Origin of the sequence: Pigmentiphaga sp. H8 (genome assembly GCF_003854895.1) — a bacterium.
Classification (GTDB): Bacteria; Pseudomonadota; Gammaproteobacteria; order Burkholderiales; family Burkholderiaceae_B; genus Pigmentiphaga.
This window is the reverse complement of the sequence record NZ_CP033966.1, coordinates 3847046-3865608: the sequence shown is the minus strand read 5'-3', so window position 1 is coordinate 3865608 and position 18563 is coordinate 3847046. Positions and strand designations below refer to the sequence as shown.

General features: G+C 67.9%; 20 protein-coding genes. 12 read left to right on the top strand and 8 right to left on the bottom strand.

Features of this window, described 5'->3' with window-relative positions; genetic code table 11:
* The first annotated feature begins 1 nt into the window (after window position 1).
* Genes EGT29_RS18280 through EGT29_RS18265 form a run of 4 tightly spaced genes read left to right on the top strand, consistent with a single transcriptional unit; the run spans window position 2 to window position 3897 of the window.
* Window positions 2–1024, top strand: coding sequence for a tripartite tricarboxylate transporter substrate binding protein (locus tag EGT29_RS18280; protein WP_124690315.1), 1023 nt, complete (start codon window positions 2–4; stop codon window positions 1022–1024).
* Window positions 1021–2259 (top strand): CaiB/BaiF CoA-transferase family protein, encoded by a 1239-nt coding sequence (locus EGT29_RS18275; protein WP_124690314.1) that lies wholly within the window; start codon window positions 1021–1023, stop codon window positions 2257–2259. The genes EGT29_RS18280 and EGT29_RS18275 overlap by 4 nt, the downstream gene beginning before the upstream one ends.
* 12 nt (window positions 2260–2271) lie before the next feature.
* A complete protein-coding gene (locus tag EGT29_RS18270) occupies window positions 2272–3645 on the top strand; it encodes an acetyl/propionyl/methylcrotonyl-CoA carboxylase subunit alpha (protein ID WP_124690313.1) in 1374 nt (457 codons plus the stop codon).
* A 30-nt stretch (window positions 3646–3675) separates the two neighbouring features.
* Window positions 3676–3897 carry an acetyl-CoA carboxylase biotin carboxyl carrier protein subunit gene (locus EGT29_RS18265; RefSeq protein WP_124690312.1) on the top strand — a complete coding sequence of 74 codons (222 nt, stop codon included), beginning with the start codon at window positions 3676–3678 and terminating at the stop codon, window positions 3895–3897.
* On the opposite strand, the gene EGT29_RS18260 is transcribed toward EGT29_RS18265, so the two are convergent.
* Entirely contained in the window at window positions 3884–4483 is a 600-nt protein-coding gene (locus EGT29_RS18260) for a DUF2239 family protein (protein WP_124690311.1), read from the bottom strand. The genes EGT29_RS18265 and EGT29_RS18260 overlap by 14 nt on opposite strands.
* Before the next feature lie 108 nt (window positions 4484–4591).
* Window positions 4592–5380, bottom strand: a complete 789-nt coding sequence (locus EGT29_RS18255; RefSeq protein WP_161567868.1) for an HpcH/HpaI aldolase/citrate lyase family protein — start codon at window positions 5378–5380, stop codon at window positions 4592–4594.
* A 131-nt stretch (window positions 5381–5511) separates the two neighbouring features.
* On the opposite strand from EGT29_RS18255, the gene EGT29_RS18250 reads away from it, so the two are divergent.
* The 6 genes from EGT29_RS18250 to EGT29_RS18225 all read left to right on the top strand — a co-directional run bounded on the left by EGT29_RS18250 (window position 5512) and on the right by EGT29_RS18225 (window position 11451).
* Window positions 5512–6819 (top strand): aromatic ring-hydroxylating dioxygenase subunit alpha, encoded by a 1308-nt coding sequence (locus tag EGT29_RS18250; RefSeq protein ID WP_124690309.1) that lies wholly within the window; start codon window positions 5512–5514, stop codon window positions 6817–6819.
* A gap of 26 nt (window positions 6820–6845) precedes the next feature.
* Window positions 6846–7328, top strand: coding sequence for an aromatic-ring-hydroxylating dioxygenase subunit beta (locus EGT29_RS18245; RefSeq protein WP_161567867.1), 483 nt, complete (start codon window positions 6846–6848; stop codon window positions 7326–7328).
* Window positions 7329–7347: 19 nt separating this feature from the next.
* A complete protein-coding gene (locus tag EGT29_RS18240) occupies window positions 7348–8187 on the top strand; it encodes a fumarylacetoacetate hydrolase family protein (RefSeq protein WP_124690307.1) in 840 nt (279 codons plus the stop codon).
* 33 nt (window positions 8188–8220) lie between these two features.
* On the top strand, window positions 8221–9642 hold the full coding sequence (locus EGT29_RS18235; protein ID WP_124690306.1) for an MmgE/PrpD family protein: 1422 nt from the start codon (window positions 8221–8223) through the stop codon (window positions 9640–9642).
* Between the two features lie 83 nt (window positions 9643–9725).
* Window positions 9726–10700: a tripartite tricarboxylate transporter substrate binding protein gene (locus EGT29_RS18230; RefSeq protein WP_124690305.1), complete on the top strand. Its 975-nt coding sequence runs from the start codon at window positions 9726–9728 to the stop codon at window positions 10698–10700.
* A gap of 4 nt (window positions 10701–10704) precedes the next feature.
* The gene (locus EGT29_RS18225) at window positions 10705–11451 is read left to right on the top strand and encodes an SDR family NAD(P)-dependent oxidoreductase (RefSeq protein WP_124690304.1); all 747 of its coding nucleotides are present in this window, start codon (window positions 10705–10707) and stop codon (window positions 11449–11451) included.
* A gap of 13 nt (window positions 11452–11464) precedes the next feature.
* Here the strand turns inward: EGT29_RS18225 and EGT29_RS18220 are convergent, their stop codons facing one another.
* The 4 genes from EGT29_RS18220 to coaBC are packed head-to-tail and all read right to left on the bottom strand — an operon-like array spanning window position 11465 to window position 14406.
* The gene (locus tag EGT29_RS18220; RefSeq protein WP_124690303.1) at window positions 11465–12181 is read right to left on the bottom strand and encodes a GntR family transcriptional regulator; all 717 of its coding nucleotides are present in this window, start codon (window positions 12179–12181) and stop codon (window positions 11465–11467) included.
* A 10-nt stretch (window positions 12182–12191) separates the two neighbouring features.
* Window positions 12192–12641, bottom strand: a complete 450-nt coding sequence (gene dut, locus EGT29_RS18215) for a dUTP diphosphatase (RefSeq protein WP_124690302.1) — start codon at window positions 12639–12641, stop codon at window positions 12192–12194.
* Window positions 12638–13195, bottom strand: a complete 558-nt coding sequence (locus EGT29_RS18210) for a hypothetical protein (RefSeq protein ID WP_124690301.1) — start codon at window positions 13193–13195, stop codon at window positions 12638–12640. The genes dut and EGT29_RS18210 overlap by 4 nt, the downstream gene beginning before the upstream one ends.
* A gap of 20 nt (window positions 13196–13215) precedes the next feature.
* Window positions 13216–14406, bottom strand: coding sequence for a bifunctional phosphopantothenoylcysteine decarboxylase/phosphopantothenate--cysteine ligase CoaBC (coaBC, locus tag EGT29_RS18205; protein ID WP_124690300.1), 1191 nt, complete (start codon window positions 14404–14406; stop codon window positions 13216–13218).
* Between the two features lie 179 nt (window positions 14407–14585).
* On the opposite strand from coaBC, the gene EGT29_RS18200 reads away from it, so the two are divergent.
* Both EGT29_RS18200 and EGT29_RS18195 read left to right on the top strand, forming a co-directional pair.
* On the top strand, window positions 14586–14837 hold the full coding sequence (locus EGT29_RS18200; protein WP_124690299.1) for a type II toxin-antitoxin system Phd/YefM family antitoxin: 252 nt from the start codon (window positions 14586–14588) through the stop codon (window positions 14835–14837).
* A complete protein-coding gene (locus EGT29_RS18195; RefSeq protein WP_124690298.1) occupies window positions 14838–15152 on the top strand; it encodes a type II toxin-antitoxin system RelE/ParE family toxin in 315 nt (104 codons plus the stop codon).
* An 8-nt stretch (window positions 15153–15160) separates the two neighbouring features.
* Here the strand turns inward: EGT29_RS18195 and lspA are convergent, their stop codons facing one another.
* Window positions 15161–15652, bottom strand: a complete 492-nt coding sequence (lspA, locus tag EGT29_RS18190) for a signal peptidase II (RefSeq protein WP_124690297.1) — start codon at window positions 15650–15652, stop codon at window positions 15161–15163.
* Window positions 15652–18468 (bottom strand): isoleucine--tRNA ligase, encoded by a 2817-nt coding sequence (gene ileS, locus EGT29_RS18185; protein ID WP_124690296.1) that lies wholly within the window; start codon window positions 18466–18468, stop codon window positions 15652–15654. The genes lspA and ileS overlap by 1 nt, the downstream gene beginning before the upstream one ends.
* Window positions 18469–18563 lie beyond the last annotated feature (95 nt).

Genomic DNA, 18563 nt, shown 5'->3' with positions numbered 1-18563 from the left:
CATGGAGACTATCTATCAGGGCCGCCGCCGCGCCATCGCCGCGCTGGGGACGGGCATGGGGGGATTGCTGCTGGGGGCGGCGGCACGGCCCGCGTGGGCCGCGTGGCGGCCGGACCAGAACGTGGAGTTCGTCGTGCCGGCCGGGCCGGGCGGCGCGCTGGACCAGACCGGCCGGGCGATGAAGCAGTTCTACGACGAAAGCCACGTGCCGGGCGGCAAGACCTTCCTGGTCACCAACAAGCCGGGGGCGAACGGCAAGATCGCCTTCGAAGTGCTGTTGCAGAAACGGGCCGATCCGCACTACCTGTCGATCAATTCCCACGGCTACATCTCGAGCTACCTGACAGGCAATCTCGACATCCTGCCCCATCGGGACCTGACTCCCATCGCCGTGATCCAGGACGAGTTCGTGGTGGCGGCGGTGCGCACGGAGTCGCCCGTGCAATCCGCGGCCGATCTGGCCGAGCGGCTGCGCAAGGATCCCACCAGCCAGCGCATAGGCGTGGCCACCAGCATCGGCAATCACATCCACATCGGCACCGCCAAGGCCCTGGGCGCGGCGGGCGTGGACGTGCGCAAGCTCGTGGTGGCGCCGTTCAAGTCCTCGGCCGAGTCCATGGTCGCGCTGGTGGGCGGCCACCTGGACGTGGTGGCCGCCACCACGCCCAACGTCATCGCGCTGAAGAAGGCCGGCAAGATTCGCGTGCTCGCGGTCAGCGCGGGCCAGCGGCTGGGCGGGCAGTTCGCGGACGTGCCGACGTGGAAGGAGCAGGGCATCGATTCGACCTTCAGTTCGGCCATGGGCATCGTCGCCGCCAAGGGCATCTCCGAGGACCAGATCCAGTTCTGGGAAGACATGTGCCGGCGCATGAGCAAGTCGCCGATGTGGGAGCAACTGGCCGAGACCAACCAGAGCCGGCCCAATTTCATGGGGCACCGCGACGCGGCGCGGTTCTACGAAGAGGAGTACCAGGGCATGCGCGAGATCGTCGCCAAGCTGGGCCTGCTGGGGGCGGGCAAATGAGCAATGCCAGGCTGACCGGGCATACCGGCCCGCTGAGCGGCTACAAGGCGATCGAGATCTGCTCCACGGTGGCCGGTCCCGCGTGCGGGCGCATCCTGGCGGATTTCGGCGCGGACGTCATCAAGGTCGAGCCGCCCAGCGGCGATCCGCTGCGCAACATGGGCAAGCACGTGGGCGATGTGTCGCTGTACGCCGCCACGGCCCTGCGCAACAAGCGTGCGATGGTGATCGACCTGAAGACCGAGGAAGGCCGGGACCTGGTGCGCCGGTTGGCGGCCAAGACCGACGTGCTGGTCGAGAACTATCGGCCCGGCGTGATGGAGCGGCTGGGGCTGGGCTACGAGGACTTGTCGCGTGACAACCCGGGCCTGGTCATGGTGCGCATCAGCGGCTATGGCCAGAGCGGCCCCTACAGGATGCGGCCCGGCTACGGCGCGATTTGCGAGGCGATGGCCGGCGTGCGCCACCTGACCGGCGATCCCGACCGGCCGCCGGCGCGCGTGGCGGTGGCCACGACCGATTACCTGTCGGCGGTTTATGCCGCGTTCGGCACGGTATCGGCGCTGCTGAACCGGACCCGCACGGGCAAGGGGCAGGTGGTGGACGTGGCCCTGTACGAGACGGCGTTCACGCAGATGGAAGTCTACGTGCCCGCGTTCAAGACCCTGAATCTGATTCCCAAGCGGGTAGGCCCCAACCTGCCCAACATGGCGCCCAACAGCCTGTATCCCACCCGCGACGGCGGCTATGTGCTGATCGCCGCCAACAGCAATCCCACCTTCGAACGGTTGATCGCCGTCATGGGCCGCCCCGAGCTGATCGATGATCCGCGCATGAGTTCGATCCGCGCGCGCGGATCGAACATTCCCTATTGCAACAGCGTCGTCAGCGAATGGACGCTGCAGCACGATGGCAGCGAGATCGAGCGCATGCTGCTCGAGGCGGAAGTGCCGGTGTCGCGGGTCTACACGATGGCCGACATCTTCGAGGATCCGCAGTTCGCCGCGCGCGGCATGCTGCCGGAAATCCCGCATCCCGAGCTGGGCTCGCTGCATCATCCCGGCATCGTGCCCAGGCTGAGCGACACCCCCGGCCAGATCATGCATACGGGCCCGGACCTGGGCCAGGATACGCGGCAGGTGCTGGCCGACGAACTGCAACTGTCGCCGCGCGAGATCGACGCCCTGGTCGAGCGCGGCATCGTGGCCTGCGGCGCATCCGGGGAGCCGGCATGAGGAGCGACCGCCATGTTCCATAAGGTGCTGGTGGCCAATCGCGGCGCGGTCGCAGCCCGCGTGCTGCGCGCGCTCAAGCAGCTCGGTATCCGGACCGTTGCCGTGTATTCCGAGGCGGACCGCGACCTGCCCTATCTGGCGTTGGCCGACGAAACCCGCGCGATCGGGCCCGCCGATGCGCGCGCCAGCTACTTGAACCAGGACGCGCTGCTCGCGGTGCTGGCCGACACGGGGGCCGACGGCCTGCACCCCGGCTATGGATTCCTGTCCGAGAACGCCGGCTTCGCGCGCCGCGTGGCCGAGCAGGGCGCTGGCTTCATCGGGCCGGGCGCGGACTGGATCGAGGCCATGGGCCACAAGACCCGGGCCCGCGACCTGATGGCCGCGCGCGGCATGCCGCTGGGGCCCAGTTCCGGGCTGCTGGACGACGATGCCGAGGCGACCCTGGCGGCCGCGCGGCGTATCGGCTATCCGGTATTGGTCAAGCCCGCCGGCGGCGGTGGCGGCATAGGGATGCTGGCCGCGCACGACGACGCGCAACTGCTGGCCGCCGTCGCGCAGGCGCGTTCGCTGTCCCAGCGCAGCTTCGGCTGCGCCGATCTCTACCTGGAACGCCTGGTCGAGCGGCCCCGGCACATCGAGTTCCAGGTGCTGGCCGACCGGCACGGCAACGTGCGGCATCTGTACGAGCGGGAATGCTCGGTCCAGCGGCGCCACCAGAAGGTCGTGGAAGAAGCGTCGGCGCCCGGTCTGCCGCGCGCCGCGCTGGATGCCGCGGCCGACCGTGTCACCCGCATCCTGGCCGACATGCGCTACGATGTGATCGGCACGGTCGAGACCTTGTACGACGGCGAGGGCGGCTTCAACTTCCTGGAAATGAACACCCGGCTGCAGGTGGAGCACGCGGTCACCGAGGCGGTCACCGGCATCGACCTCGTGCAGGCCCAGGTGCGGCTGGCCTTCGGCGAACGGCTGGATGCGGTGCTGCCGTCCTCGGTCGGCCTGAACGGCCACGCGATCGAAGCGCGCATCTATGCCGAGGACCCGCTGCGCTTCCTGCCTTCGCCCGGGCCGCTGGCCAGGCTGGAATGGCCGTCCGGCCCCGGCATACGGGTGGAGACCGGCTATGCCCAGGGCAACCGCGTCACGCCGTACTACGACCCCATGATCGCCAAGCTCATCGTGCATGCCGAGGATCGCCCGCGCGCGCTGGCCGCGCTGGAGGAGGCCCTGCGCGCCACGGTGGTCGAGGGGGTCAGGACCAACATTCCGTTCGTGCTGGCGCTGCTGCGCAACGAACGGTTCGTCAACGCGGACATCGACACCGGCCTGGCGGCCGAGGTCGTGCGGGACATGAAGGCGGCCGCCGCGGCGAACGCCGCGTAAGGCCGGCGGACATAGACAAGGGAGGGCGGCATGGCGCGTATCGAAGTGCTATCGGAAATCACCGGCACCGTGTGGAAGGTGGAGGCTTGCGTGGGGGCGGCCGTGGAGGCGGAGGCGGCGCTGTTGATCGTGGAGTCCATGAAGATGGAGATCCCCGTCCCGGCGCCCGCCGCCGGGACGGTACTGGAACTGCGCGTGGGCGAGGGCGACCCGGTCGAGGAAGGCCAGGTCGTCGCCGTCATCGAGGGGTAGCATCCGTCGCCAGGCGCAGCGCGTAGTCGCGCACGTCGGCCGGCCAGTCGCGCAGCTGCGCCGCGTAGCGTTCGCCGTCGCCCGCGAACAGCGCGCGGGCGGCTTCCTCGAACCCGGGCAGGTCGCCCGCCATGGCGGACATGAAATGGTAGGCCGCCTCGCGCGCGCGCCGCTGGCCGTCCTGGTCCGCGTGGGCGCGGCGGGCCTCCTCCACCAGCTTGCGCAGCGCCACCGACGCGCCGCCGGGCTGGGCATTGAGCCATTCCCAGTGGCGCGGCAGCAGCGTGACCTCGCGCGCGACCACGCCCAGCCTGGGCCGACCCTTGCCTCGTGGCGCCAGGGGTTGCTCGGCTGCGCTGGCTTCGTCGGGGACGGCTGACGGCGGCGGACCCAGGCGTGCCAGCACCTCGCGTTCCGAGCCGCGCGTGTCGATGTCGAAGGCTTTCCCGGTCGCGTCGTCGAAGATGAGAATCGGCGCGTGGTCCGGCGCGCGCGCGGCACGCCGCACGGCCAGCGCGACGTCGCGCAAGAGGCCGCTCGCGAGCAGGCGATGGCCGCCGAAGGCGGTGCAGGTCAGGGCAGTCATGGCATTCACCACAAGAAAGAAAGTGGTGATAATTTACCCGGATAAAAATAGAATTTCAATATTACCCGGGTAAATTTACGGGTATGTGGCAGCCCCGCAACGGCGGCTTCAGGTGTAGCCCGATGCGGCGGGATTGGCCGCGTCGCCGCGGGCACGCGCCAGCTCCTGCCGCGTGCCTGCCTGGAGCAGCGCGCTGTCCTTGGCGATGGTGATGAAGCCGAATCCCTGGTCGGCATAGCGGCGTCCCGAGGCGCCTCCCGAGCACTGGATGCCCGCCACGCGCCCATGGCGGCGGCAGGCCTCGAGGATGGCCGCGACGGCGTCGGCATGTTCCTTCTCCGGCTTGTCCAGGTCGGGCTCCAGCCCGAGTCCCAGCGCCAGATCGGCCGGGCCGACGTAGATGCCGTCCAGGCCGGGCGTGGCGACGATGGCTTCCAGGTTGTCGAGCCCCCGGCGGCTTTCGATCATCACGAAGCACATGGGCTCGTCGCCCAGCGTGGCCGTATCGCGCGCCTGGCGCACCAGCGCCGAACGGATGGGGCCGTAGGAGCGGATGCCGGTGGGCGGGTAGCGGCAGGCCGCGACCGCGGCGGCCGCCTGCTCGGGCGTCTCGCACATCGGCACGATCACGGCCTGCGCGCCCGCGTCCAGCGCCTTGGCGATCATCCAGTCGGTCGAGGCGGGCACCCGCGTCACGGGAATGGCGCCGGCGCGTTCGATGGCGGTGAACATGGGCGTGACGTCGGCATAGTCGATCAGGCCGTGCTGCTGGTCCACGCAGACGTAGTCCAGTCCTCCCGCAGCCAGGAGTTCCGCGCCGAAGGCGCAAGGTAGCGCGCACCATCCGCCGAACACGGTGCGTTTTTCGGCGATCGCCAGGCGAAGGACTTTGGACATGACTGCCTCCCGTTGGGGGTTTTCACGCATGGGCGTGGATTCGAACGAAAAGTGATTGACAAAGATTCTGGCTGCCAACAGACTAAAAGTGTATCCACTTTTTCACGACAGAGATAGTGTCAAAGGCAAGCATGAGCAGGACACCAGAGATCGATGTTGGGGACTACGTCCGCGAGATACCCGGGCAGCAGTTCCTGGTCCGCACCGAGGCGTATACGGACGAGGACGTCTTCGAGCTGGAGATGAAGCGCATCTTCGAGCGGACCTGGATCTACGTCGGACACGAATCCGAGTTTGCGTCGGCGGGCAGTTTCAAGACCGCCTACGCCGGCCGCCAGCCCATCGTTGTGATCCGCGACAAGGAAGGGAAGATCGGCGCCTTCTTCAACCGCTGCATGCACCGCGGCGCGACCCTGCTGCGCGAGCCGCAGGGCGTCGTGCAGGAAATGCGCTGCCCGTACCACGGCTGGATCTTCGACCTCGCGGGCAGGACGCGCCTGGTGTCCGAGCGGGGCGACCCCGGCGGCTACGGCGCCAACTTCCTCGAACCGCAAGGCCTGCTGCGCGTGCCGCGCATGGAAAGCTACCGCGGCCTTCTGTTCGTGTCGCTCGACGCCGGCATCGAGCCGCTGGCGTCCTACCTGGGCGAGCTCAAGGCCGTCATCGATGCCAAGCTCGACCTCTCGCCGGTGGGGCGCATCGCGATCGCCTCCAAGCCCTACGTCTGTCGATACAAGGGCAACTGGAAGCTGCAGACCGAGAACATCGTCGACGCCTACCACTTCATGCATACCCACGGCGCCTTCGTGAAGCTGCAGGCGAAGTACGGCGACAGCACCGGCGACTTCGGCGTGCACAAGGGACGCAGTTCGCGCGAGATGCGGGAGCAGCGCTTTCGCGGCGAGACCTGGTCCTGCCGGCAAGGGCATGGCTTCGCGCGGGTGCCGGCGGCCGATCCGGGCTATCTGCTCGACGGCGAGTTCGGACGCATGTATCGCGAATTGCTGGACAGGCACGGCGAAGCGGCCTTCGCGGGCATCACCGCCAAGGCGACCTCCACGGTATTCCCCAGCATGGGCATGATCCACCAGCAGATCCGGGTCTGGCGTCCGATCTCGGTCGACGAGACCGAGGTGCTGATCTACCCCTACGAGATCGAGGGTGCGCCCGATGCGTTCAACGCCGGCATGCTGCGCAGCCAGGAGCGGTTCTACGGGCCGTCGGGTTTCGGCATGGCCGACGACACCGAGATATTCGCCCGCGTGACGCAGGGCCTGCGCGCCAGCAGCGTGGAGTGGCTGGTGTTCGACCGCGGCATGGACAGCGACGAGAGGACCGAGAGCGGCGACTACCGCGGCCTGCCGTCCAGCGAAGCGCCGCAGCGCGCTCTGTGGCGGGCCTGGGAAAACATGATGCGGCAGGCATCGAAGCACGCTTGAGGCGGGAATCGAGTATGGAAAGCGCAATGTTGCAAGACATCACCCAGTTCATCTATCGCGAAGCCCGGTTGCTGGACGACCGGCGGCTCGACGATTGGCTGAGCCTGTTCGACGACGACGGCCTCTACATCGTGCCCCTGGTGGACGAGGCGCTGCCGGGGCGGCAGGCCGCCATCGTCAACGACGACAGGATGGCCCGCGAAGAACGCGTGTATCACCTGGTCAATCACTGGTTTCCGGCGCAGCAGCCGCCGTCGCGTACGCTGCACTTCGTTTCGAACGTGGTGGCAGACGAGCGCGACGGCCTCTGGTCCGTATCGAGCAGTCAGTTGATCCACGAGACCCGCGGCGGCGACTGGACCCAGGTCGGCCTGGGCGAGAAGAACGCCATCGTCGCCCGCGTCGACTATCTCCTGCGCCGCGGCGACAAGGGATTCCGGATCCACGAGAAACGCGTCCACCTGCTCGACCGCGCGGGCTGGCAGGGCAATCTCGCCTTCATCTACTGATACACGGGGAGCACGGCACATGAAGTTGGTCAGGTATGGCGCCCAAGGGTGCGAGCGGCCGGGCATGCTGGACGGGCAGGGCGGGTTGAGGGATTTGTCCGGACTGCTGCGGGACATCGATCCACGGGCCATGGCGCGTGGCCTCCAGGACAGCCTGGGCGCGGTCGACGCCGAGCGCCTGCCCCGGGTCGACGGGACGCCGCGCCTGGGATCGCCGCTGGCGCGGCCGGGCAAGATCATCGCCATCGGCCTGAACTACGTCGACCATGCCAAGGAATCCGGCATGGCGATTCCGGCCGAGCCCGTGGTGTTCATGAAGGCGCCGTCGACGCTGTCCGGACCGTACGACGACGTGCCCAGGCCGGCCAGGGCCGAGAAGATGGATTGGGAAGTCGAGCTGGGCATCGTCATCGGCAAGCCTTGCCGCGACGTGTCCGAGGTCGAGGCGGCCGGCAGCATCTTCGGCTACGTGTTGGCCAACGACCTGTCCGACCGGGCTTTCCAGCTCGATCGCGGCGGCCAGTGGGACAAGGGCAAGAGCTTCGATCGTTTCTGCCCCGTCGGGCCCTATCTCGTGACGCACGACGAGATCGCCGACGTGCACGCGCTCGACATCTGGCTCTCGGTGGATGGCGAGCGGGTGCAACAGAGCAATACCCGCCAGATGATCTTCAAGTGCCCGGCCATCGTCAGCTACCTGAGCCAGTGCATGACCCTGGAACCGGGCGACCTCGTCATCACCGGCACGCCGGCGGGCGTCGGCCTGGGCATGAAGCCCCCGCGCTACCTGCGGGGCGGCGAGCTGGTCGAACTGGGCATCGCCGGCCTGGGCACGCAGAAATACCGCATCACCCGCTGATCCGCCGTCAACCCTTCGCCACAGGAATTCCGCATGCGCGCTGTCTCTCCCAACGATGCGTTTCTTGACCACCTGGCCGCGTTCTGTATCCGTGCCCGCCGCTTCGAGATCGATGCCGTCTGCCGCGACGCCGTCAGGAAAATCGTGCTGGATTCGTTCGGCGTGGTGCTGGGCGCGCTGGACCACCGCGCCGCCCAGCGCGCGCGCAAGTTCGCCGCCTGTTTCCCGGTGCCCGAAGGCGGAGCCAGGCTGTGGGGAACCGGCGAGCGTGTCGGCATCGAACACGCCGCGCTGCTCAACAGCCCGCCGCTGCGTGCCTACGATTTCAACGACTTCTATCTCGGCCGCCTGGGTGGCGCGCATCCCAGCGACATCCTGACCGGCGTGATTGCCGTGGCGGAGTCGGCCGGCGCGGGCGGCCTGGACGTGGCACGGGCCCTGTGCCTGGGCTACGAGATGATCGTGGCCATGAGCGACTACATCGATCCCGACCGGGCCGGCTGGGACTACCCGTGCCTGACCGCGCTGGGCGCCACGGCCGCGATCGGCGGCATGCTGGAACTCGACCATGCGCAGTTCCGGCAGGCATTCTCGATCACCGTGAACGCGAACTATCCGTCGCTGGAAGCGGAGTCCTCCGAGTTCGATGCGCATGGCGAGCTGACCATGTGGAAGCGCTTCAACGGCGGCGACGGTGTGCGGCACGCGATCTACGCCTGCTATCTGGCCAAGTGCGGCGTGGAGGGCGTGGTTCGTCCCTTCGAGGGGAAGTTCGGCTATCTCGCCAAGCTGCAGGCCACCGCCGACGAGGCCGAGCAGGCCGTGCGGCGCATTCAGGGCATCGAGCGCTTCGAGGGCATTGCCCGCGGCAGCTTCAAGCGCTGGCCGGTCGGATCGCGCGGCCAGAGCGCCATCCAGTCGGCGCTGCGCGCGCGTGCCGCGTGGCGGGAGGCAGGGCGGTCGCCGGACGCGATCGCCAGGGTGACGGTGCATGCCGATCCTGGCGTGTATCGCCACCTGTACGAGATCCGCGTCGATCCGTTCGCGCCCCGCACGCGCGAGGCGGCCGATCATTCCCTGCCTTATATCGTGGCGGCCGCCCTGGTGCAGGGCGGCATCAGTCCGGCCAGCTTCGAGGCGCCGCTGCGCGAGTCGCCCGAACTGCGCCGGCTGCTGGATGGCCGCATCGAGGTGGTGCAGGCCGGGCAGGCCTCGCCGTCCAACCTGTTGTCGGAGGTGGTGATCGAGGACGAGTCCGGCCATCGCTGGAGCGGCGGCCGCGAGGCCGCGCCCGGGTCGGCCGGCGTGCCGATCTCGTTCGACACCCTGGTCGAGAAGTTCAAGGAGAACCTGGGGGCGGGCCGGGCCGCGCGGGCCGAGGCCTTGATCTCGGCGGTCGCGAACCTCGATGCCTGCGTCGACGTACGGAAACTGGTGGACGAGACGGTGGCCTGAAGGCCATCGCCTCTGGATGCCGAGCAGGCTATGCGCCTGCCGGTGGATGTGCCTGTGTAGAGCTTCTATGAGAGGTCCTTGCCATGCTTACCCGTTCAGTCTGGAAATTCCTGCTTGTCCTCTTCTGTGCCGCGAGTTCGTCAGCGGCGCTGGCCGACGATTTCCCCAACAAGGCCGTGCGGTTCATCGTGCCCTTCTCGCAGGGCACGGGGCCTGACCGCCTGGCCCGCCTGGTCGGCGAAGAATTGACGAAGGTCTGGAAAGTCCCGGTCGTGGTGGAAAACCGCCTCGGGGCGTCGGGCCACGTGGGCGCCCAGGTCCTGGCCCAGTCGCAGCCCGACGGCTATACCGTCGGCGTCATGGGCAGCAACATCTCGGTGACCGCCCACCTGATGAAATCCGATACCTTCGTACCGATGCGAGACCTCCAGCCCCTGGTCATCGCCGGCTATGGCGACATGACGCTGGTGGTGTCGGGCAAGTCGCGCTTCAATACGCTGACGGAGTTCCTGGACTACGCCAAGGCCAACCGCGGCAAGGTGGCGTTCGCCAGCGCCGGAATAGGCTCGCCCTCGCACATCTTCATCGCTCAGTTGCAGCAGAAGACGGGCACCGAGTTCCTGCACGTGCCGTACAAGGGCACGGCCCCGGCCGTGACCGATCTGATCGGCGGCCAGGTCGAGGCGTTCTTCATCGCCACCCATACCGTCAAGCCCTACCTGGCCTCGGGCCAGTTGAAGGCGCTGGGGGTGGGCGCCGAGCAGCGCAATTCCCATGCACCCGAGATTCCTTCTTTCGCCGAGCTGGGCGTGAAGGACTTCTCGACCGAGGCCTGGTACGGCTTCATGCTGCCGACCGGCGTTCCCGCGCCGATCGCCGAAAAGCTGTACCGCGACATCCATGCGATCGTCAGCAACGACCCCGTACGCGGCCAGCTCGACAAGTTCGGCCTGACGATGCGGCCGTCCACGACCGCCGAGATGCGTGAATTCGTCGGCAAGGAATTCCGGCGCTACGGCGAAGTCATCGCGCAATACAACATCAAGGCGGAGGAGTAAGGCGATGCAGGCAGGCGCGCAGCAGTTTCCCGCGGTGATCGACGTCACCGGCATGTCGGTGCTGGTGGTGGGGGCGGAGGGCGGTGTCGGGCCCGCCGTGGTCGACGGTTTCGACGCGCATGGCGCCAGGGTCCATGCCGGTTATCTGGCGCCGGGCGGCAGCAGCGCGGACCGGCCCGGCGACCGCGTGCCGGCCGGCGCGGATCCGGCCGCGATCCGCGATTTCCTGGATCGGGTGGAGGCCGCCAATGGTCCGCTCGATGCCTTGATCTTCGTCTCGCCGCCGGTCTCGGTGGGCAAGGCGCTGGACCTCGATCCGGGGCTGTACGCCCAGGTCGCGCGCGACGAGCTTGTCCTGCCGGTGCTGTTGCTGCGCGAAGCCGCCGGGCGCATGGCGGGACGCGGATTCGGGCGCCTGCTGTCGTTCTGCTCGATGTCGGGCAAGACCGGCGCGCACCCGGGCGTCAGTCCCTACGCCGCGGCCAAGGGCGGCCTGATCGCGTTCAGCCGTTCGCTGGCGGCCGAGCTGGCGCCGCAGGGGGTTACGGTCAATGCCATCGCCACCGCGCTGTTCGACGTGCAGGTGACCAAGACGGGGGAAGACCTGGAGCACGTGCTCAAGGGCATCCCGGTCGGGCGCGTGGGGCGCTCGCAGGAGGCTGCCGCGGCGGCCTTGTTCCTGACCTCGCGCCTGTCCGGCTACATCACGGGGGAAACGCTGAACATGTCGGGCGGGCGCTTCATGGACTGAACCCCGCCCCGGACTACAGGCGCACGCGCAGGACCGCGACCGCGTTCTGCATGAAGACCGGCGCGTAGTCCGGGTCGATCAGCTTGATCGACGCCGTGGCCGAACGCACGAGCTGCAGGGTCTGGATACGCTGCGCCGCCTGGAGATCTTCGGTTTCGTAGGCGTGCAGCAGCCCGGCATGGTCGCCCAGGTCGTCGGCGAAGAGCGAGGGCGAGGTCTGTTCGAGCGAGTAGCGCGCGCGTTCGGTCCGATGCCAGTATTCGTCCATCTTGTCGATGTACATCCGGCCCGCGGGCCGGTTCAGGCGGCGGTGGAAATCCAGGTGCAGGTCGCGCCAGTGGCTGGACTGCTCGTCGTCCTGGCGCGACATCCTGTCCACGACCTTCTTGCAGGCGGCCAGTTCGGTCCGGCTCAGGCGCCCCATGGAAACCTGGGTGGCGATGGCCTGGCAGGCGATCCACAGTCCGTAGATCTGGTCGACTTCCTCGGCCGTGAGCTGGGTGACCGTCATCCGGTACTTGAAGCGTGCCTCGGCCAGCCCGTCGGCCTGGAGCATGCGCAGCGCTTCGCGCACCGGCGTGCGGCTGACGCCATATTTCTGCGAAATATGGACCTGGTTCAGCTCATGGCCGGGTTGGAACTCGCCCTGGAAAATGCGTTTGCGCAGCGCCTCGTAGATGCGCACTGCCTCGAGATCCGTCTCGGCCCCCTCGCTGTCGGTCTTCGCCATGGACGCGCGGTCAATGCTTGCCGGTGCTTCCGAATCCGCCCGCGCCGCGGTCGGATTCCGTGAAATCGTCCACCACGTTGAAGCTCACCTGGGCTACCGGTACGATGATCATCTGCGCCAGGCGTTCCATGGGCTGGAGCACGAAGGCTTCCTGTCCGCGGTTCCAGGTCGAGACCATCAACTGGCCCTGGTAGTCGGAATCGATCAGCCCGACCAGGTTGCCCAGCACGATGCCGTGCTTGTGGCCCAGGCCCGAGCGCGGCAGGATCATCGCGGCGTAGCCGGGATCGGCGATATGGATGGCCAGGCCCGTGGGCACCAGCACGGTCTGGCCGGGCTGGATGGTTTGCGGGGCTTCCAGGCAGGCGCGCAGGTCCAGGCCGGCGGAGCCCGGAGTGGCGTAGGCGGGTAGGTAGTCGCGCATGCGCGCGTCGAGGATCTTCAGGTCTACGGATTTCATGCGTTGCGGTGGGATGAACGTTGATTGCGGTTGGGCGGCACGAAGGGCGGCAGCGTCGTGCCGGGTATGCCTTGCGCGCCGCGCAGCGTCTGGCGACCGCGCCGGAACAGCGAGCGCGCGACGAAGAACAGGATAAGGGTGCGGACGATGTTGAAGGGTTCGAGCGGATCGTGGTCCATCAGCGCCGAAGCGATGCTGCCGATGGTCAGGAAGCCGAACAGCACGCCCAGCAGGACCTGCACGGCGCCCTTGACCGCGCTGTTGCCCTGCGCCGCCAGCGTGGACTGCGAGGCCGGTTCGCTGACGCCGGCCGGCATGTTGGCCGAGGGAGCCGACGGCGCCGTGGGGGCGGACGGGATGCCGGTGCCGGCGGTGTATTGCTGGCCCGGGCTGCGCGTGTCCTTCTGCGAGCCCGGCAGCCGCAGCGCCGAGCGGAAGCCGCCCGTGCCGGTCTTGAGCAGGCCTTGTTCCCCTGGCGTGCCAGCGCCGCGGTTGACCATCTTGTCGATGTAGGCGGCGTAGTCGCCGTTTGGGGGTTCCGCGTCGAAGGGCATGACGGTCCTCCTCGGATCGTTCACGAGCCGGCGCGCCGGCCGATTTCTGCCACCAGCTGTCGCGCGGCCGCGAGCTTGGACAGGCGGGCCAGCGGATGTTCGCCGGCATCGTCGTACAGTACCAGGGTGGTGTCGTCGCGGCCCAGCACGTCCTGGGCCAGGTTGCCCACCAGCAGCGGCACGCGCTTGCGCGCGCGCTTCTCGGTGGCGTGGCGGGCCAGGTCCTCGGTCTCGGCGGCAAAGCCCACGCAATAGGGCGGGCGCGGCAGGGCCGCCACCGTACCCAGGATGTCGGGGTTCTGCACGAACTCCAGGGCCGGCGGGCCGCCGTCGGTCTTCTTCAGCTTGCTGGCGCTGACCTCCTTGACCCGCCAGTCCGCCACTGCCGCGACGGCGACGAAGATGTCGGCATTTTGCACGTCCGCCATCACGGCATCGAGCATGTCGCGCGCCGTCATCACGTCGACCCGGCGCACCCCGCGCGGCGCGGCCAGCGCGGTGGGGCCGGACACCAGCGTGACCTCGGCGCCGGCCTCGCGCGCCGCGCGCGCGATGGCATAGCCCATCTTGCCCGAGGACACGTTGGTCAGCACCCGCACCGGGTCGATCGGCTCGGAGGTGGGGCCGGCCGTGATCAGTATCCGCTTGCCGGCCAGGACCTTGGGCTGGAAGTGGGCGATCAGGTCTTCAAGGATCTCGTGCGGTTCCAGCATGCGGCCGGAGCCGACTTCGCCGCAGGCCTGGTCGCCTTCGGCCGGGCCCAGCAGCGTGACGCCGTCGGCGCGCAACTGCGCGGCGTTGCGCTGGGTGGCCGGATTGGCCCACATCTCGCGGTTCATCGCCGGCACCACCAGCAGCGGGCAGGCGCGGGCCACGCACAGCGTGGTCAGCAGGTCGTCGGCCATGCCGTGCGCCAGCTTGGCCAGGAAATCGGTGCTGGCGGGCGCGATCAGCACCGCGTCCGCGCCGCGCGTCAGGTTGATGTGCGCCATGTTGTTGGGCATGCGCGCATCCCACTGGTCCACGTAGACCGGCCGGCCAGACAGCGCCTGCATCGTGACCGGCGTGACGAAATGCGTCGCGGCCTCGGTCATGACCACGTCCACCGTCGCGCCGCGCTCGGTCAGGCGCCGCACCAGCTCGCAGATCTTGTAGCAGGCGATGCCGCCGGTCATACCGAGGACGAGGCGCTTGTTGGCGAGGTCGGACATGGGGCCGGACTGGGGAAATTGGAATGGTTCATTATACGGCTCCACTTCGCCGCGCCTTCCCCTGCGCGCAGGAGCCCGTGGGGCTCCTGTCAGCATGAACGGGCCCTCTACTCGAACCTGGACACTACACGCCGCTCCCGTTAAAATAGGGCTGAATTTAGCCCTATTTAGGAGGCGGCATGGAAGAGATCCATAGCTTGCTGAGCGTCAGCATCTCCGAGTTCAAGCAGAACCCTGGCAAGGTGGTCGAGGAGGCCCATGGACAGCCGGTGGCCGTGCTCAACCACAACCGCCCTGCCTTCTACACCGTCTCCCCAGAGCTCATGGCGAAAATGGCCGAGTTGTACGACGAACGCCAACTCGAACCCTTGGTGCGCTCGCGCCTGAAATCCCTCGACCAGGCTGTCGAAGTCAGCCTCGACGACCTGTAAATGTCGTACAAACTATTCTTCCTGCCTGAGGCTCGGCAAGAGTGGGATGGGTTGGATGGTTCGCTCAAGACCCAGTTCAAAGCCGCGTTAAAAAAGCGGCTGGAGACTCCACGGCTACCAGGCTCACAGCTTCGCTCGCCCTTGGTCGATTGCTACAAGATCAAGCTACGCGGCGTCGGCTACAGATTGGTCTATTTGGTGCGGGACGAGGCGATCCCACCAGACATTGTCGTTCTGGTCGTAGGGCGCCGAGATGGTGGGATCTACGAAGCTGCGGCCGAAATGCTGGAGTCAGGCCGCAACGTGGACAAATAGCTGCTCTATTATGCAGAGGAAGGTTTCTTCCTTACTTCATCGATGATCAGCAGCACCGCGCCGACCGTGATGGCCGAGTCCGCCAGGTTGAAGGCGGGGAAGAACCAGTCGCCGTAGTGCACCAGCACGAAGTCGATGACGTGGCCGTGGATGAAGCGGTCGATCACGTTGCCCAGGGCGCCGCCCAGGATCAGGGTCAGCGCCCACGAGAACAGCCGCTGGTGGCCGTGGCGGGACAGCATCCAGACGATGAAGCCGGAGACTCCCAGCGCCAGGATGGTGAAGAACCAGCGCTGCCAGCCGTCGGCGCCGGCCAGGAAGCTGAAGGCCGCGCCGCGGTTGTACAGCAGGGTGAAGTCCAGCACCGGCAGCAGCGGCAGCCGCTCGCCATAGGCGAACAGCTTGTCCACCGCGACCTTGGTGACCTGGTCGGCGACGATGATGAGCGCGGCGATGGCCAGCCAGGCCGCCAGCCGGGAACGCGGGGCGGGCGCGCCCATCAGGCGAACTCGCGCGGTTCGCCCGTGCCCTCGAGGTTGGCGACGCAGCGGCCGCAGATCTCGGGCTGTTCGGGATCGACGCCCACGTCCTCGCGCCAGTGCCAGCAGCGCTCGCACTTCTTGTGGCCGGACGGGGCGACGTCGATCCGCAGGTCGCCTTCGGCGGCATGCAGGCCCACGCGCGAGACGATCAGCACGAAGCGCAGGTCCTCGCCCAGGCTGGCAAGCAGCGCGTGGTCGGACGCCGGCGCGTGGATGTCGATCTCGGCCTGCAGCGAGGAGCCGATGCCGCCCGCCGCGCGGACTTCTTCCAGCTTCTTGGTGACTTCCCCGCGCAGGTGGCGCAGGCGGCCCCATTTCTCGAGCAGGGCCTGGGCGTCCGGCTGCGCCGGCACGGCGTGGAAGGTTTCCGTGAAGATCGTGAGCGAACCCTGTTTGACCAGCGCCCAGGCTTCCTCGGCGGTGAACGACAGGATGGGCGCCATCAGCTTGAGCAGCGCCTGCGTGACGTGCCAGAGCGTGGTCTGCGCCGACCGCCGGGCCACGCTGCCGGGTGCGGTGGTGTAGAGGCGGTCCTTCAGAATGTCGAGGTAGAACGCGCCCAGGTCTTCGGAGCAGAAGGTTTGCAGCCGCGCCGTGGCCGGGTGGAATTCATAGCGGTCGTACAGCGCCGTGATCTCTTCCTGCAGGCGGGCGGTCATGGCCAGCGCGTAGCGGTCGATCTCGAACATCTGCGCGTCGGGCACGGCCTGGGTGGCGACGTCGAAGTCGCTCAGGTTGGCCAGCAGGAAGCGCAGCGTGTTGCGGATGCGGCGATACGACTCCACCACGCGCTTGAGGATCTCGTCCGAGATCGACAGTTCGCCCGAGTAGTCGGTGCTGGCGATCCACAGGCGAAGGATCTCGGCGCCCAGCGTGTCGGAGATCTTCTGCGGCGCCAGCGTGTTGCCCAGCGACTTGCTCATCTTGCGGCCCTGTCCGTCCACGGTGAAGCCGTGGGTGAGCAGGGCCTTGTAGGGCGGCGTGCCGTTCAGCATGCAACTGGTCAGCAGCGACGAATGGAACCAGCCGCGGTGCTGGTCCGAGCCTTCCAGATACAGGTCGGCGGGCCAGGCGCCGTCGGCGGCGTGCGAGCCGCGCAGCACGGTCTGGTGGGTGGTGCCGGAATCGAACCAGACGTCCAGCGTGTCGCGGTTCTTCTCGTACAGGTCGGCCTCGTCGCCCAGCAGCTCGCGCGGATCCAGCGATTGCCAGGCCTCGATGCCGTCCTGTTCGATGCGCTGCGCGACCTGTTCGATCAGCTCGGGCGTGCGGGGGTGCAGCTCGCCCGTTTCGCGATGCACGAAGAAGGCCATGGGTACGCCCCATTGGCGCTGGCGCGACAGCGTCCAGTCCGGCCGGTTGGCGATCATGGCGTGCAGCCGCGCCTTGCCCCAGGAAGGGTAAAAGCGGGTCGCCTCTATGCCTTCCAGCGCGCGTTCGCGCAGCGTGCCGCCGCCTTCGGCGGGCAGGATGTCCATGCCGGCGAACCATTGGCTGGTCGCGCGGTAGATGATGGGGGTCTTGTGGCGCCAGCAATGCATGTAGCTGTGGCGCAGCTTCTCGACCTTGAGCAGCGTGCCGGCTTCCTCCAGCGTGGCGACGATCCGGGGATTGGCGTCCCAGATGGTCAGGCCGCCGAACAGCGGCAGCGTCGAGGCGTAGCGGCCATCGCCCATGACCGGGCTGATGATGTCCGCGTCCGGCATGCCGTTGCTCTTGCAGGAGATGAAGTCTTCGATGCCGTAGGCCGGCGCCGAGTGCACGATGCCGGTGCCGGTGTCCAGGGTCACGTAGTCGCCCAGGTAGACGGGCGAGAGCCGGTCGTAGCCCGGGTCCTTGCGGGCCAGCGGATGGTGGAAGGCGATGTGGTCCAGCGCCAGGCCCTTGCAGGTGGCGACGATCTCGCCTTCCAGGTCCCAGGCCTGCAGGCAGGCCTCGACGCGCTCGCGGGCGAGGATCAGCAGCGTGCCCCAGGCCTGCGGCGTCTTCACGCGCACCAGCGCGTAGTCGATCTCGGGGTGGACGTTCAGCGCCTGGTTGGACGGGATGGTCCACGGCGTGGTGGTCCAGATGACGATGGCGCCTTCCTCGTCGATCGAGGGCAGCCCGAAGGCCTTGGCCAGCGCCGCGCGATCGGCGAAGGGAAAGGCCACGTCGATGGCGGGGTCGGTGCGGTCGGCGTACTCGACCTCGGCCTCGGCCAGCGCCGAGCCGCAGTCGAAACACCAGTTCACCGGCTTCAGGCCGCGGAAGACGAAGCCTTTTTCAAGGATGGCGCCCAGCGCGCGCAGTTCGTCGGCCTCGTTGCGCGGATTCATGGTCAGGTAGGGGTGGTCCCAGTCGCCCAGCACGCCCAGGCGCTTGAAGTCCTTGCGCTGCCGGTCGATCTGCTCGGTCGCGTAGGCGCGCGCCTTGGACTGCACCTCGGCCACCGGCAGCCCCTTGCCGTATTTCTTCTCGATCTGGATCTCGATGGGCATGCCGTGGCAGTCCCAGCCGGGCACGTAGGGCGCATCGAAGCCGGCCAGCGTGCGGCTCTTGACGATGATGTCCTTCAGGATCTTGTTGACCGCGTGCCCCAGGTGGATGTCGCCGTTGGCGTAGGGCGGGCCGTCATGCAGCACGAAACGCGGCCGCCCGGCGCTGGCCGCGCGGATGGCCTGGTACAGGTGTTTTTCTTCCCAGGCCGCGACCCAGCCGGGCTCGCGTTTGGCGAGATCGCCGCGCATGGGGAACGGAGTGTCGGGAAGATTGAGAGTTTTCTTGTAGTCCATATCGTTGCCCCCCCCTACGCGCTGACGCGCGCCCCCCAGGGGGCGATGCGGGTGGACCGGCAAAGCCGGATCCACCGCATCCTGGGTCCAGGGGA